General features: G+C 50.9%; 17 protein-coding genes. 12 read left to right on the top strand and 5 right to left on the bottom strand.

Annotated features, from left to right (window positions below):
• Window positions 1-297: 297 nt before the first annotated feature.
• Window positions 298-876: a hypothetical protein gene (locus KZ483_RS27440; RefSeq protein ID WP_220350647.1), complete on the bottom strand. Its 579-nt coding sequence runs from the start codon at window positions 874-876 to the stop codon at window positions 298-300.
• An 820-nt stretch (window positions 877-1696) separates the two neighbouring features.
• Here KZ483_RS27440 and KZ483_RS27435 point away from each other — a divergent pair.
• The 4 genes from KZ483_RS27435 (at window position 1697) to KZ483_RS27420 (ending at window position 5117) form a co-directional block, all read left to right on the top strand.
• Window positions 1697-2587: an ABC transporter ATP-binding protein gene (locus KZ483_RS27435; RefSeq protein WP_220350646.1), complete on the top strand. Its 891-nt coding sequence runs from the start codon at window positions 1697-1699 to the stop codon at window positions 2585-2587.
• A 31-nt stretch (window positions 2588-2618) separates the two neighbouring features.
• On the top strand, window positions 2619-3371 hold the full coding sequence (locus KZ483_RS27430; RefSeq protein WP_220350645.1) for an ABC transporter permease: 753 nt from the start codon (window positions 2619-2621) through the stop codon (window positions 3369-3371).
• Window positions 3372-3648: 277 nt separating this feature from the next.
• Entirely contained in the window at window positions 3649-4518 is an 870-nt protein-coding gene (locus KZ483_RS27425; RefSeq protein WP_258881463.1) for a sensor histidine kinase, read from the top strand.
• Window positions 4515-5117: a response regulator transcription factor gene (locus KZ483_RS27420; RefSeq protein ID WP_220350643.1), complete on the top strand. Its 603-nt coding sequence runs from the start codon at window positions 4515-4517 to the stop codon at window positions 5115-5117. The genes KZ483_RS27425 and KZ483_RS27420 overlap by 4 nt, the downstream gene beginning before the upstream one ends.
• A 26-nt stretch (window positions 5118-5143) precedes the next feature.
• Here the strand turns inward: KZ483_RS27420 and KZ483_RS27415 are convergent, their stop codons facing one another.
• Window positions 5144-5458 carry a hypothetical protein gene (locus tag KZ483_RS27415; RefSeq protein WP_220350642.1) on the bottom strand — a complete coding sequence of 105 codons (315 nt, stop codon included), beginning with the start codon at window positions 5456-5458 and terminating at the stop codon, window positions 5144-5146.
• Between the two features lie 483 nt (window positions 5459-5941).
• On the opposite strand from KZ483_RS27415, the gene KZ483_RS27410 reads away from it, so the two are divergent.
• From KZ483_RS27410 to corA, 7 genes are all read left to right on the top strand, one after another.
• Window positions 5942-6937, top strand: a complete 996-nt coding sequence (locus KZ483_RS27410; RefSeq protein WP_258881462.1) for an aminoglycoside phosphotransferase family protein — start codon at window positions 5942-5944, stop codon at window positions 6935-6937.
• A gap of 244 nt (window positions 6938-7181) precedes the next feature.
• Window positions 7182-8885: a fumarate reductase/succinate dehydrogenase flavoprotein subunit gene (locus tag KZ483_RS27405; protein WP_220350641.1), complete on the top strand. Its 1704-nt coding sequence runs from the start codon at window positions 7182-7184 to the stop codon at window positions 8883-8885.
• Window positions 8882-9118, top strand: a complete 237-nt coding sequence (locus tag KZ483_RS27400; protein WP_220350640.1) for a 4Fe-4S dicluster domain-containing protein — start codon at window positions 8882-8884, stop codon at window positions 9116-9118. Before KZ483_RS27405 ends, KZ483_RS27400 begins: the two co-directional genes overlap by 4 nt.
• Window positions 9119-9150: 32 nt before the next feature.
• Window positions 9151-10269 (top strand): ABC transporter substrate-binding protein, encoded by a 1119-nt coding sequence (locus KZ483_RS27395; protein WP_220350639.1) that lies wholly within the window; start codon window positions 9151-9153, stop codon window positions 10267-10269.
• A gap of 2 nt (window positions 10270-10271) precedes the next feature.
• Complete coding sequence (locus KZ483_RS27390; RefSeq protein WP_220350638.1) at window positions 10272-11096, top strand: ABC transporter permease; 825 nt, start codon at window positions 10272-10274, stop codon at window positions 11094-11096.
• 47 nt (window positions 11097-11143) lie between these two features.
• Window positions 11144-11968 carry an ABC transporter ATP-binding protein gene (locus KZ483_RS27385; RefSeq protein WP_258881461.1) on the top strand — a complete coding sequence of 275 codons (825 nt, stop codon included), beginning with the start codon at window positions 11144-11146 and terminating at the stop codon, window positions 11966-11968.
• A gap of 61 nt (window positions 11969-12029) precedes the next feature.
• On the top strand, window positions 12030-12980 hold the full coding sequence (corA, locus tag KZ483_RS27380; protein ID WP_220350637.1) for a magnesium/cobalt transporter CorA: 951 nt from the start codon (window positions 12030-12032) through the stop codon (window positions 12978-12980).
• Between the two features lie 82 nt (window positions 12981-13062).
• On the opposite strand, the gene KZ483_RS27375 is transcribed toward corA, so the two are convergent.
• Window positions 13063-14259, bottom strand: coding sequence for a stalk domain-containing protein (locus KZ483_RS27375; RefSeq protein WP_220350636.1), 1197 nt, complete (start codon window positions 14257-14259; stop codon window positions 13063-13065).
• Window positions 14260-14467: 208 nt separating this feature from the next.
• Here KZ483_RS27375 and KZ483_RS27370 point away from each other — a divergent pair, with 208 nt between their 5' ends.
• Window positions 14468-14752, top strand: coding sequence for an alpha/beta-type small acid-soluble spore protein (locus KZ483_RS27370; protein ID WP_220350635.1), 285 nt, complete (start codon window positions 14468-14470; stop codon window positions 14750-14752).
• A 36-nt stretch (window positions 14753-14788) separates the two neighbouring features.
• Here KZ483_RS27370 and KZ483_RS29250 read toward each other — a convergent pair whose 3' ends face one another.
• Window positions 14789-14926 carry a hypothetical protein gene (locus KZ483_RS29250; protein WP_397376233.1) on the bottom strand — a complete coding sequence of 46 codons (138 nt, stop codon included), beginning with the start codon at window positions 14924-14926 and terminating at the stop codon, window positions 14789-14791.
• A gap of 52 nt (window positions 14927-14978) precedes the next feature.
• Entirely contained in the window at window positions 14979-15476 is a 498-nt protein-coding gene (locus KZ483_RS27365) for a response regulator (RefSeq protein ID WP_220350634.1), read from the bottom strand.
• Window positions 15477-15479: the final 3 nt, after the last annotated feature.

Raw genomic sequence — 15479 nt, 5'->3', positions numbered from 1 at the left:
TTATCCGCTTCGCATAATAACTATTCAAAGGACATAAGTACCTTAGTTGAAAAGACATTTAATTATTTCTGATCGTTTGCTTTTCCGCTCTCTTATTGATTATGATCCCTTGCATTTTGACAGATTTCTTAATAATGTGATCCCAATAAGGGGGCAGTTCACTCCCACCGTCCCACTATTGTCGATTTGAAATGTAATGAGGTCCATTCTAACATCAAGATGTGCTATCCGATGCAAGCCACTTTATTCAACTAACGTGCCCATTAGCTGAATAACCTTCCTGTTATTTAGATCAGCTCACTTCTTAGAATAATCATACAAGATATATCCTGTGTATCTTACATATAATCCATTTTGAATAAGTTTTTGATCTTTAAGCTGTATGCTAAAAGAAAAATCAGCATTCGGTCCATATCCAATCCCACCTATTGGTACCTTGTTCCTCACCTTATCATATAGGATTATCTCTCCTGATGATGGTGATGAGAAAGTTCCATCTTCATTAAACAACCCATTATACAAAAATTCTCCCGCCTTGTATTTCATGTTAAATGTTGCATGGAAACTAAAATATATGTCATTCCCACTAGTCCCTCTGTTCCATACATTGTCTAGAATAATAGTTGTGTTATGTATTTTAAGCAATTGTACGTTTAACTCTTTGCGCTCATTTGGTTTAAATGGAATCCAATCAGGCTTAATAAATACCTCTATTGGTACTTGTTCTTGTTGGTTGACGAGTGAGTAACCGTCGCGATTTGTAACGTTATCTAGTATGGCTTGTTGTGAATAATTCAAGTTGTAATATCTATAGAACATTAAAACCATGACTACTAATATTAAAGTAATTGCAAATACTTTTTGTCCATTATTCATAATCAACCTTCCTCATTCATGAATAAGATTACATTACCATTAAAATGAAAGCACCTACTTGTATTTTCCAATTATACGCTATACGTAAGTACAACGAATTTGTTGCGGTAAACTTCCAGTTAGTTGAGCGTCGTGCTTGTAATCTGCCAGCTTCATTTAGTGGAATATCACTCTGTCCCTGGGCTTTTCTCTCCAATATTCCAATTAGTCTCACTATGTCATATTAGACCAATACGTCTTCTTGTAATTATTAGAAATCAACTTAATAAGAAAAGGGACATATTCATATTCAATTTTCATGCCTGAAAATTGGTCGACCCCCGCTAAATTAGCGAGGGTCATTTTTATTCAATGGCATCGTATAAACCCGTCGAACGGACTGAACCCGCTCAAGGTATGTTTGTACGATGAATATATTCGTGTAACCTGATAGGTCTTCGATTCACTTGCACGAAAACAACGAAAGCCCTTGCCTCTCAATCGTCCTTGCGGTTCCAATGACCGCGCCAGTTTGAATCCGTGTTCCTTAAAGCAGCCGTGATAAAAGGAATGTGCTAACGGATGGGAGGAAATCCATCATAATAAAATCGGGGAAAACCAGAGGTTACACCACATATAGAAATCTATAATACCATATTTACCGTGTAATGTAAAGAGATGTTATCATTGCTTCCATTGTCCGGCATATGACGTTTGTCATACGCAAGATATTACATTCATGAATTACGGCAAGCGCCAGCTTTCGGTAAGATGAAATCAGATGAACGGTACTAAGCAAGCAGCTGAATTTACAGCGATAAAAACAAGGAGTGAGAGCCTAATGAAGCCAGCAATACAATTGGAGCGGGTCACGAAGGTATATAAAGGGAAAAGTGCGGTGGACAATTTGTCGCTGACAATTGAACAGGGCACTGTGGTTGCTTTGCTTGGTCCGAACGGAGCGGGGAAGACGACCACCGTATCGATGATTCTCGGTTTGCATCAGCCGACCGGTGGCAGCGTCAAGCTGCTTGGAGGCGATCCCCGGGATCAGCGGATTCGCGACCGGATAGGCGCGATGCTTCAAGACGTCAGCGTTATCGATAATCTTAAAGTATCGGAGACGATCGAGCTGTTCCGCAGCTACTATGCCAAGCCTCTTCCGCTTGAACAGCTGCTTCGCGTCTCAGGGCTTGAGGGCGAGAAGAATAAGATGGCCTCCGCACTATCCGGCGGCCAGCAGCGCCGGCTCGGGTTCGCGCTTGCGGTAGCGGGCGATCCCGAAGTATTGTTCCTGGATGAACCGACCGTAGGCATGGACGTAACGTCAAGGCAGCTGTTCTGGGATACGATCCGGGCCATGGCCGGCAGAGGCCGGACCATTGTGCTCACGACACACTATTTGGAAGAAGCGGACAGCGTAGCTGATAGAATTGTCGTCATTAATAACGGCAAGCTCATCGCCGATGGAACACCCAGTGAAATAAAAGCGGAAACGACGGGGCGCGTTATCTCCTTCACGGCCGGAGCCTCGGTTACGACGGAGTATCTCCTGGCAATACCGGGTGTTACCGACATCGAGTGGAGCGGCCGCAAGGTGAAGCTGTTCAGCGGTAATACGGACCGGCTCATTACTGCTCTCATTGAGAAGCGAGTGGAAATGCGCGATATTGAGATTCAAAGCGGTGGGCTGGAAGATGCATTCCAAGCGCTTGTACAGCAGGCAAATTAAATTAACGAGAACGAGTGGGAGGATGACGATTATGAATAACACATGGAAAGCGACACTAGCGCAGTGCAGAGCAGAGCTGCTGCGGACGGCTCGAAATAAACGGTTTGTATTTTTCTCGGTGGTTATGCCGGTTGCGTTCTTCTTTATTTTTAGCAGTACGATGGGGAATGATGCAAAAATCGGCGAGGTGGATTGGACCTCTTACTATCTCATGTCAATGACGGTTTACGGTGTAGTCGGCGCAAGCCTGACATCATTCGCGCAGCGGATTTCCAAAGAGCGCTCGCAGGGCTGGATCAGGCTGCTGCGCATTACCCCGCTGCCCACATGGTCGTATGTGTTCTCTAAAGTGGCTGCTCAGGGGATGATCAACCTGATTATTATCGTCATGATGTTTGTCATTGGCGGAATCGGCAAAGGCATTGATCTGTCCGCCGCGGCATGGGTGGAAAGCGGCCTGTGGATTTGGATAGGCGGATTTTCCTTCATGACGCTGGGCGCGCTGCTCGGCACGATGCGCAATGCGGATGCAGTGCAGGTGCTCAGTATGATCGTTTACATGGGACTGTCGGTTCTGGGCGGTCTCTGGTTCCCCACCGCAGCGATGTCCGGCACGATGCAGACCATCGCCAAATTCACGCCGACCTTCAGGCTCGGTCAAGGCGCATGGAATATAGTCGGCGGCGGTTCGGTAGATTGGGGCGGCGTCGCCATTCTCTCTGCTTACGTGCTGGTGTTTATGGTATTATCTTCATATATCATCAAAAAGCAGGAAGCGGTGTAATATGTCAAAAACGGGCGGGCGGCCTCGGACGGGACCGCCTATGCTTTTCACTTTAGTATGGTTGATTTATCTTGTATTTCCCATTTATAAAATGTTTAATTTGCCTTTCGAGCAACTGGCGGGGAGTCTGTTGCTGGTTGCGGTATTCATTGCCTTGTATGTTCACTGCTTCACGAAACGGTCATACCTGTTTACATGTGTTCTCATTCAACTGTTTATTATAGCTGTATTCTGTTTTTGGTTCGATCAAAGCTTTTTATACTTAGGTTTCTATTCCATGCCAATCATCGGGATAATGCCGACGAAGAAGAAAACGTTTATTTCCGTGACAGCGCTGATCGCTTTATTCGTGTTAGTTGGCTGGCACTACAAACTGTATGAGAACGGTCAAGCAATAATGCAGCTGCTGCCGTCAATGCTGATCATGCTTTATATACCGATCGCGCTCCGGATTAGCAGAAAATCGTATGAGCTTCGGGAGAAGCTTGTGCTGGCTAATGAAGAGATCGCGCGGCTCTCCAAAAGCGAAGAGCGTCAGCGGATATCCAGAGACCTTCATGATACGCTCGGGCATACGCTGTCGCTAATTACGCTGAAGAGCGAGCTTGCAGAGAAGCTGGTTACGAAGAACCCCGAACGTGCGATCCAGGAAGTGATGGATATTCAGAGCACTTCGCGCGCGGCCCTCAAGCAGGTCCGCGAGCTTGTATCCGGTATGAACGCGGTCACCATTCGCGATGAGTTGGTCAATGCAAAGCAAATTCTGGCCGCCGCAAATATCGAACTGAAGGTTCATGGTGATCTGACGGATGGGTCCGCTCCGCCGCTTGCCGATAATATTCTGGGAATGTGCCTGAGAGAAGCGGTCACCAATGCCGTGAAATACAGCAAGGCGCGGACACTAAAGGTAGACTGGGTGGAAGAACCCGGCCTCTTTAAGCTCGCCGTGGCCGATGACGGAGGCGGGACCGATGCGCCCGCAAGCGAGGGCTGGACCTTGGGCAGCGGCCTGCGCGGAATGAAGGAGCGGCTCAAGCTGGTCGAGGGCGAACTTGATTTTGACTCGGTGAAAGGCCGGGGTACGACCGTAACATTCACCGTTCCGAGGGTGACCAAATCGAACAAGGCAGGAGATCAAATTCAATGAAAGTAATTGTGGCGGAAGACCAAGGCATGCTTCGCGGGGCGCTAAGCGCACTGCTTGGTTTGGAGAAAGATATCGAGGTCGTCGGACAAGCGGAGAACGGCGAACAGGCGATAGCTTTGATCGAGTCGCTGGACCCGGACATTTGCGTGATGGATATTGAGATGCCGAAGATGACCGGGCTCGATGTGGCTGAGAGGCTCAAGGAACGTAAGCATCCCTGCCGTGTCGTCATTCTGACGACATTCTCACGGGCAGGCTACTTTCAGCGGGCAATGCGGGCAGGCGTCTGCGGGTTTCTGCTGAAGGATTCACCAATTGACGAGCTGGTCGCTGCGCTTCGTAAGGTATACAGCGGCGGCCGCGCAGTCAGTCCCGAGCTCGCGCTCACCTTCTGGGAGGCGGAGAACCCGCTGACCGAACGTGAGCGGGAAGTGTTGAAGCTTGCCGCTGGGGGATTATCGGCCGGTGATATCGGTAAGCAGCTGTATTTATCTGCCGGGACGGTACGCAACTATTTATCCGAGGCCATTCAGAAGCTGGAAGCCAAGAACCGCATCGATGCGATCGGCATTGCGGAGAAGAACGGCTGGCTTGTCTAATAACGGATGATAGTTCTCGGGGCTTCTTATAACGCGTCATCCGCCCAGTCGTCCGCCATGGATGAGGCAGGAGAATAGGGCAGCCTCAGCGCGCGCGCCGCTTGCGACAAATACGCCGGTTCCACGATCACTTGCACTGGGGTTCCATACGATGAACCGTCGAGCGCTGCAAGACGGCGCATCGTATCAAGGTCGCGCCCGTATGGCGCTGCATCCCAGCGAACGCGCGTAATGACACTTCCCGCGACATCCACGGGAAATCCTGTCGCGCGGTGGATGAGCTGCGCTGCGGCGAACGGCTCGCTTCGGATGAACCGATGCGCGCGGATATGCGCCTTCAAATAGGCGATAGCGGCGTCTTCGTTGGCCCGAATCCATTCTCCAGCGTGGACCGGCTAATTCCGAGCAGATCCATGGCTTCCTGCATTTGAATCAGGTTCAAGCTGCTGCCGCTCATCGAAGTTCCCGCCTTTCTGGCTGCAGGTCATTAAATTATATTATTCCGATCCGTTAAGTATGGATTAATATTATCATACAATTTACCCCGTTAATATTCAATATGATGCATGTAAAATAAATATCATCTAGCGGCTGGACAATTGCGGAACGACGGGTTAAACATGCTTATCAAATCCGAGTTATTTGGGTTATCGAAGGAACAAATAAAAGCCTTGGAACAGAGGTTCCAAGGCTTTTTCCAGTGACTATTTTTATGCAGAACTTATTCAACATCATAACAATCGGACTCGAAACAGTCTATATTTTTTTTAGAATTTTAGTTATATTTTTTACGAATTCAAACATGTTCTTAAGGAGTGAGTCGTTTGGAACAAGAACGGAAGAGTTTTCATATAAGCCGAGAGGATTTGGATGCCTATGTTCGGACAATCGCCGGCGACCGGTGCCGCCTCATGGAAGCGCGCAAAATGCGGGGAGGAGCGCAAAAGGTGGTTTATAAGCTGGAATGTACGGAAGGCTTGGCGTTTATCCTGTATGTTTGGGACCTCTCCATGAATTATTTTGAACAGGAGAAGCGGGAAAACGGTGAAACGGAAGAGTCGTACGGCAGCCGACAATTTGAGGCGAATACCGAATTGTTAACCCGATTGGGCATCCGTACGCCCGCTATTTATTATATAAACCACGAAAGAGACCGCTACCCCTTTGATTTTGCCATTGTGGAGTATGTTTCGGGGACGGATATCGCGGCCTATTACGATGCCGATCCCCGTATCCGGGACAAAGTGTTCGGAGAGCTGGCAGAGATGCTTGCCGTCATGCATTCGTGCAAAAGCCCGGTTCATGGCAGCGTAACGGCGGAGCCGCGGAAGACCGATTCTTGCCAGACGCTTATTTATAAAAATGCGAGACGGCAGTTATCCTATGCGTCACGTTATATGGATGATATCGCGCGGAATGAGAGTGAAATCATCCGGCGGTTCGACGATCTCCTGGCTGCGATCGAACCCAGGCACGAATTCGGGTTTATCCACGGCGAGTTAGGTCCGGATCATGTTTTCGTGAGCGACAGGCTGGAGCCGTATCTGATCGATATTGAAGGCTGTGAGTATTTTGACATTGAGCATGAGCACACCTTTCTCCAGCTTAGATTTCAAGATTCGATATACAACCGGTATTTGAAACATGCGGGTCTGGATCCGCATCGCATGAACTTTTACAAGCTGCATCATCATGTCTCGATCACTTCGGGAGGATTGAAGCTGCTTCACCGGGGATTTCACGACCAGGAGTTTGCCCGGGGGATCGCGGATTATAACAGCCGAATGGTGCTGCAAATGTTAGGACGGCAGCAAGAGTAAAAAATGGAACCAAATGGGTATCTTGCTCATTCCTCCTCATTCATGTTCAATGTTCGCCAACCGATTGACAGTCTGCCTTGGCCGATGCTAAAGTAAGGACCATAAAACCAAGTAATTTTATAGGAATTAATGCACTGTCTACCGGACCACCGGAGACACAGGATCATTATCGGACTGGGCAACGTCCGGAATGGCTCTCTGTGTCTCTTTTTAATTCTCCCTTACGAAAGGATGAATGCAATCAATGGAAACGAGAACGTATGAAACCGACGTGCTCATAATCGGGGGCGGTACGGCCGGGACGATGGCGGCGATCAAGGCAAAGCAGGCGCATCCGGAGCTCAATGTGCTTGTGCTTGACAAAGCGGACATCCGCCGCAGCGGCGCAATCAGCATGGGTATGGACGGACTTAACAACGCTGTCGTGCCGGGCAAGGCTACACCGGAGGAATACACCCTGGAGATTACCGAGTCCAATGACGGTATAATCGATCAACGCGCCGTCTTCCGGCAGGCGAGCGAATGCTACCCGATCATTCAGGAGCTGGACAGCTGGGGCGTCGATTTCGAGAAGGATGCCGAAGGCAACTATGAGGTATACCGCGTTCACCGCAAAGGCCGTTATGTGCTGCCAATGCCGAAGGCAAGCGATTTGAAGCTGATTCTGGCGAAAAAGGTAAAGCAGCACCGGTGCAAGGTCGTTAACCGCGTTATGGCGACAAGGCTTCTCACGGATGGCGCTCAAGTGGTCGGGGCGCTCGGGCTTGATGTGAATACAGGCGAGCTGGTCGTCGTCAAAGCGAAGGCAGTCGTACTGACCGCAGGTGCGGCAGGACGGATGGGACTGACAGACTCCGGCTATCTCTACAGCACCTATGAGAACCCAACCAATTCGGGTGAAGGGTTTGCGATGGCCTTTCATGCCGGAGCCGAACTCACTGGAATCGAGTGCTACCAGATCAACCCGACCATGAAGGACTATAACGGCCCTGCATGTGCCTATGTGGCCGGCCCGTTCGGGGGCTACACCGCAAACGTAAAGGGCGAACGGGTAACCGGCTGCGATTACTGGAGCGGCGAGCTGATAATGAACATGTGGAAGCTTGCCAACAAAGGCGAATGGCCGCTTTTTCTGAAACTGACCCATCTGGATGACGAGACGATCGGCAAGATCGAATCGATTCTTCACTATAACGAACGGCCGAGCCGCGACCGGTTCCATGCCGGACGGGGCAAAGACTACCGTACCGATATGGTTGAGCTGAATTTCTCCGAAGTCGGACTCTGCAGCGGGCATAGCGCCTCCGGCGTCCTCGTCAATCACGAGGCGGAGACATCGCTCCGAGGCCTCTACGCCGCTGGCGACATGGCCTGTGTACCGCACCAATACTTGCTCGGTGCGCTCACGTTCGGCAAGATTGCCGGCACGAACGCCGCCGCCTTCGCCGCTGGCGAGGCTCGGATCGAGCCGAATCCGGCGCAAATCGAAGCGGAGATTGCTCGGATAGAGGCTTTCTCGTCTCAGCCGAACGGCGTGCCGCATCAGCAGGTCGAATACAAGATCCGCCGGATCGTGACGCAGTATCTTATGCCGCCCAAGACGACCACGAAGATGGAGATCGCCCTTGAGAAAATCGAGCATTTCCGCCGGACCGATCTTAAGCTTCTCGGTGCCCGCGATCCGCACGAGCTGGGCAGGGCGCTGGAAATTCACAGTATCGTCGACTGTGCGGAAATGATGGCCAGAGCGTCAATGTTCCGCAAGGAAAGCCGGTGGGGCTTTTATCATTATTTCCTGGATTACCCCGAGCGGGACGATGCCAACTGGTTGAAACGGGTTATCGTCAAGAAAGGCGCAAACGGCGAAATAGAGCTTTCAACGAAGGAACTGCCGCCTTACGTGCTGGAAAACACAGAAGCGCTAGTCAAAGGAGGAACCACCGTATGAGCAATCATTCCGCCAATCATGTGCAGCAGCGCGTCGAAGCGAGCGTCATTATCGACCGTGACAAATGCATCGGCTGCGATATATGCGTACAGGTATGTCCGATGGGCATTCTCGCGCTCGACAAGGACGGCAAAGCGTATATGAAATATGATGAATGCTGGTACTGCACGCCGTGCCAGACAGACTGCCCGGTCGACGCCGTTACCGTCAATATACCTTACTTGGTGAGATAACTACCTTTCGATTGAAATGAGGTCACCTGCCTATGAGAAGTATTAATAAACTAACGGCAATTATATTCTTGTTTATCGCGATTCCCCTGGTGCTGCAGGGCTGCTCGTCAACCGGCGGAAGCAATAATGGTGCGGCTTCCGCCGCGGGTAAGGGCCAAGAATCGGTAACAATTACGATCGGCTATCAGTCGCCGACGGCACAAACATGGGGAGCGCTCATCATCAAGCACGAGAAGCTATTCGAGAAGCGTCTCAAGGCGCTTGCACCGAATGATAATGTAAAAGTCGAATGGTTCGACGCTCACGCCGGCTCAGTGCTTAATAACAATATGAACGGCGGCAAAATCCAGATTTCGTTCCTCGGCGATATGCCTTCCCTGCTTAACGGAGTTATGGGCATCACCGCGCCGAATTATCATTCCGTCTTCCTGGCGACTGACGGTAAAGGCGCCGGCGGACGTAATCAGGCCATCCTCGTACCGAATGGCAGCGATATCAAGAGCGTGGATGATCTCGCCGGCAAGACCGTATCGACGCCGATCGGAAGCAGCTCGCACCGGATGCTGCTCGAAGCGCTGCGGGCTAAAGGTCTCGTCGACAAGGTCACGATCGTCGATCAGTCCGTTACGGTAGGCATGCAGAGCATCGAGCAGAACAAAATCGCTGCGCACGCCACCTGGGAGCCGTACCCGAGCCTGATCGAAAGTAAAGGCATCGGCAAGCTGCTGCTTTCGGGCGAAGAGACGAAGATCGACTATCTCACGGGAGTTGTGGCAAATCTCGACTGGGTGAAGGCGAACAAGACGTATACGCTCGCCTTTCTGCAGGCGCTTGATGAGGCTCACACGTTCATTCAGGAGCATCCGAAGGAAACAGCGGATATTTTCCAGGAAGAGAGTAAATTCCCGCGTGACGTTTGCGAGAAAATGGTGCAAAACATCCGTTTCGACGCCGCGGTCTACAAGAAGGATATTGCGACATTGAAGGGCAGCGCCGAGTTTCTGAGCAGCATCGGCAAGTTGAAGAAGAAGCTGCCGCTGGAATCCTTTATCGACGACAGCTACCTGAGAGAAGCGTTGAAATCGCTCGGCAAGCCGTATTTGACCGATCAGCAGCTGCAGGGAGACTGGATTGAAGGGAAGGTTTATTAGTTATGTACACGGAGAGGGAGCAGGCACAATTAATCGTCCCGACGGGAAAAAGCCGGCCGGCTGCAGGTCGGAAGGGCCTTGCCGCTTATGCGGTACGGGCGGCTTCCGTCCTTCTCTTCCTCCTGATCTGGCATCTGCTCGTGCATTACAATGTCCTTTATCCGCTTCAATTCGGCAACCTGCCGAAGCCGCTCGAGATATTGGAAGCGTGGCGGATTGATTTGACGCAGGCTCAATACTACAAGGACATATGGATGAGCACCGCCCGCGTCGCTACCGGCATCCTGCTGGGTCTTACGCTGGCTGTTCCGCTCGGATTATGGATCGGATTGTCGCGGCGGGCAAGCGATGTGCTGTTCCCAAATCTGGAGCTGTTCCGCCCGATTCCGCTCATCGCCTACCTCCCGGTGGCGATGCTGCTGTTTCCAACGATTGAGAGCAGTATCATCTTTATTACGTTTGTCGGCGCGTTTTTTCCGATTCTTCTGTGCAGCCGCGATGCAGCCCGGAGAGTGTCGAATACGCATGTGCAGGCGGCCCGTATCTTGGGGTGTGGACCGGTTCGGGCCATCTGGAAAGTATACCTGCCGGCAATGGCCCCGGAGATTTTCACCGGACTTTCCGTCGGAGTAGGCGCTTCATGGATGGGGGTCATCACCGGAGAAATGATGTCGGGGCAGACGGGGATCGGCTATGAGACGTGGCAAGCCTATCATCTGCTTGATTACGATCAGTCGATTATCGGAATGTTCTCCATCGGCCTGCTGGGCTACGCTTCGTCAGCTTTCGTGCGCCTTATCGAGCGCGCCGTGATCCGCTGGAGGTAAACGTGACCGGTAGTAGTAGACAACGCCTGTCTCAGGGTAAAACAAACATGCAAAGAGGTGAATATCCGATGCTTATTGAAGTCGACGGCGTGTCCAAATCGTACCAGACCGGCTCGGGTCAGGAGGTAGAGGCGCTTCATCACTTATCGTTTCATGTAAAACCGGGTGAATTCGTCTGCCTCCTCGGTCCCTCCGGATGCGGCAAAAGCACGCTTCTCAAGCTGATCGCAGGCATTGAGCGCGCAGATTCGGGTACGATTGCCTGCGGCGGGGTTCAAGTGAGCGGACCATCAACGGATCGGGGTTTTATTTTCCAGGACTATGCACTGTTCCCATGGCTCACCGTACGTCAGAATATCGCATTCGGGCTGAAGCTGAAGCACCTTTCCCGTGCCAGGCTGAAGGAGACGGTCGAATCGTATCTGGAGCTTATGGGTCTGTCCGGCTCATCGTCCTTATATCCCAATCAGCTCTCAGGCGGCATGCGCCAGCGGGTTGCTCTTGCGCGCGCCTTATGCCTGAAGCCAAAAGTGCTGCTCATGGATGAGCCGTTCGCAGCGCTTGATGCGCTGCTTCGGCAGAAGCTGCAGGATGAGCTGGTCCGTCTATGGCAGGCCGATCGAATTACATTCCTGCTCGTCACGCATGACGTCGAAGAAGCACTCTACCTCGCGGACCGAATCGTCGTAATGAGTCCGCATGCAAGGGGGAATGTTACGACGCTGCCTGTCAAGCTGCCGAGACCGCGCCGGCGCGCCAGTCTTGAATTCGTGCAGCTGCGCCAGCATGTGATGCATCTGCTGGAGTCCGGAAGAGCGGAACTTGGCCGCAGCGCCGATGCCGAGCAGCCGCACGCTCTGGCGCTTCCCTGAATTGCTTCCCCGAAATCGGCAATGTTACAATGGGAAGAAAAACAGGATGGAGAGCGGTGCCATGATTCGTACACTCATCATGACCAAAGACCATCGGCTCATCCAAAATAAGCCGCTCCAGGAGATCAACCGGGAGCAAATCCAGTGGTTTTGGGCGGACTTCAACGAGCCGACAGAAGAAGAAGCGAAGCTGCTGGACGAGTATTTTAATTTTCATCCGCTTGCGATTGAAGATTGCTTCATCGACCTTCAGCGGCCGAAGCTGGATCATTACGAGGAGGTCCATTTCTTCGTGCTGCATGCGATGAATGAACTCACGCTTCGCGCGGAGGAAATCGATTTGTTCATTGGTCCGCGATTTCTCGTTACTTTCCACTGGAAAGCTATGAAGGAAATCGACGATGCATGGGCGAAGGTGCTCCGCAAGCCACGGCAGGAACCGCATGGTCCGCTGCACGCCGCTTATGTTGTGCTGGACAAGCTGGTCGATCAATATTTTCCGACGGTGGAAGCGATTGAAGATCAGCTCATCAGTTTGGGAATTGACAGTATGGATGAGCTGGAACAGGAGAAGCTGAAACAAGTTTTTGAACTACGGAACAAGCTGCTTAAGGCGCGCAGAACGATCGTTCCGATGCGGGAGCTGTTATACAGGATCTTAAATACACAGCGCATTGACGGACTGCATCATTATATTCCTTTCTTCACCGACATTTACGATCACCTGCTTAAGCTCTCCGAGATGGTGGACTCAAACCGTGATATGACCTCGGATATGCGTGACCACTACATGTCTCTTAGCTCGAACCGGATGAACACGATCATGAAGACGCTCACGGTCATCACGACGATCTTCATGCCGCTGACGTTCATCGTTGGCGTTTACGGCATGAATTTCACCAATATGCCGGAGCTTTCCTGGCACGACGGCTATTATGCGGTACTAATCGTCATGGGAACGCTCGGGCTCGGCATGTTTCTATGGTTCAAGAAAAAAGGCTGGTTCGACTAAAAAACAAGTGAATTGGTGAACAATTAAAAAATCTCCGGCGCAAGGAATATGCTGCCGGAGATTTTTATATCATTCCTCTGTATTACTTCAAGACATCGATGTGGATTAATTTCGAATCGAGTGTTGATAGCCATTCCCCGGCGTCTGTTTTCTTGAACGATGTAACCACGCTGAAACGGCTGTTTTGGAACTGCGGGCCGTTTATCTTCTCCACTTTCTGGACAATGTTAACGACAGCTTCCGTCCCTGTGTAATCGACAATACTTACTTTCTCAACGGTATATTTCAAGTCAAAGTGACTGAATAACTGCTTGACCGATTCAAGCATTTGGCCGAGTCCCGGCGTTTTCGGAACGAACGTGGCCTCATAGCCTTTCAAGTCTTCGTCATTGATGGTTTGGATTTGCCGGTCAACGAGTGCGGCGATCTTATCTTTGACCTCAGCAGGTACCTCTGCTTCATGACTTAGCACTTCATCCGCATTGAGAAAGTCCTGCTGCATGAGTTGGACCGAGTACAGCTTCCATTCCTTGTCGGCGCCACGGGTTAATGTGAACTTGCCGACCGATTCATTATCTAAATAAAAGCCCCCGCCTACCTTCTCGGAGTGCTGTTTGACGACCATTACTGCGGATTCCGGCTTTATCTCGGATACCTCGGTTATTTGGGAAGTGGTGCGGACTTTCGCCTTCGCCAGCTGCGATGCAGCCGTTTCCGCATACATCGCATAGAACGGAGACTTGGGATCGAGGGTGGACAGCATTCCTTGTACGTCCCCATTCAGCTCATACGCATTCTGTTTATCGAGGAATGCTTGTAAAGCTTGCTTATCTGCTTCAGTCGGTCCTTTACCTTTGATCAGGATCGTTTGCGAGGCTTGATTCCAATCAACCAGTTTGCCGGTGGCTTCTCCGACAAAACGCAGGGGAACCAATGTCCGCCCGTTCCTTGCAAGCAGCTTTATCTTTTGAGCCGCGGCTTTACCGTTAACTACAGCTTGTCCGGTCACAGCTTTCAGTATAATCGAGTCGGCACCGGAATGACCGGTAATTGTTTTGCTTTTTGCGTCATAGGCAATTGTGTAGCCGAGCGCCGTGAACAAGGCTCTAAACTCGACATAGGTGGAGTTGTTTGCCAAGACCGGAGATACATCGAATTTGACCTCCTTATCTTCTACCCATACCCGAATGGCTTTCTGCTGCGCTGCAGCCGATACGGTACCCGAGAAAGCAAGAACCAGCAGCAGGGTTACAAGAATGAATGCCTGGATTTTTTGCACAAATGGTGCTCCTCTCAACTTTTATAATTAGCTAAAGTCAATTATATGGCAGTTCCGGACCGTGGAACAGATGCCACGGGCGCATTAGTGGGGCTGTTAGGATTAATATTTCCTTAGAATTCCTCCTAAGCGGAGCGGAATGAACTTTTGTCATCGGGGGAACCTTATAATGACTTGATTTATGATCATTAGAAGGAGGACTCCTGAGATGGCCAGACGAGGCAGAAGAAACCACGTAGTACCGGGAGTGGGAGCGCAGATGAGCGCATTCAAGGCCGAGGTGATGCGCCGCCAGGGCTACGCAGTCGATCCGAGCCGGCCCGATGATGTGAAATACGAGGTGGCCAAATCGATTGGTGTACCGCTTGCCCCGGGAGATAACGGCGAACTGACCACCGAATCGGCCGGTCATATCGGCGGGGAAATCGGCGGCCCGATGGTTCGTGAATTGGTAAGGATCGCGCAGGAAAAGCTCGCGCGTGGGCCGCATTAACAATATGACAGTGAGACATTAACCGCATGAATTGATTCAATTCACCAAACGGTATAACCGGAGAGGGCGGCCCACTGTTCCGTATTGCTGCTCCTCGAGCGCAGTCTGTTCCTCTACCAGATAGGTGAGATAGATTCTCGTAGTTGTGAGGCTGACTCCGGCATATTTGGCGATTTGATCCGCGCTTAAGGGAGCATCCGCCTCGCTTAAGCATTTCTTGATTTTCTCAAGAGTGCGGATGTCGATACCTTTTTGAATATGGGCACCAACGGATTCCGTGCTCCTTATTTTCTTTAAAATCGTCTATCGTATCCCGGTTCAGGCGAATTGAATCGGAGAGCCGCAGTTTAAATTGAGCGTAATTGAATAAGATTGTTTTCAATTGCTTGAGTTCAAAGGGTTTGACAAGATAGTCGATAACGCCCAGACGAAAGCCTTCCTCCACGATCTCAAGCTCCTTCGCCGCCGTTATCACAATGACGTCGCAGGCTACGTTTTGCGAACGTATCGTCCGCAGCAGCTCGATGCCGGAGCGGTCGGGCAAATAAACATCCAGTAGAAGCAGGTCCGGCTCTGTTTGCTTCATCAGGGCAACGGTTTCCTCGTAATTATAGGCCGTACCGACCAATTTATAACCTTCCTGCTCGGATATGAATTTTCCATGCATCTTAGCAATCATGAAGTCATCTTCCACCACAACAACCCGCAGTAGTTTCTGAGCCAAGTC

The sequence above is a fragment of the Paenibacillus sp. sptzw28 genome, assembly GCF_019550795.1.
GTDB lineage: Bacteria > Bacillota > Bacilli > Paenibacillales > Paenibacillaceae > Paenibacillus_Z.
The sequence above is the reverse complement of the archived record's forward strand: the minus strand, read 5'-3'. Positions and strand labels throughout refer to the sequence as shown.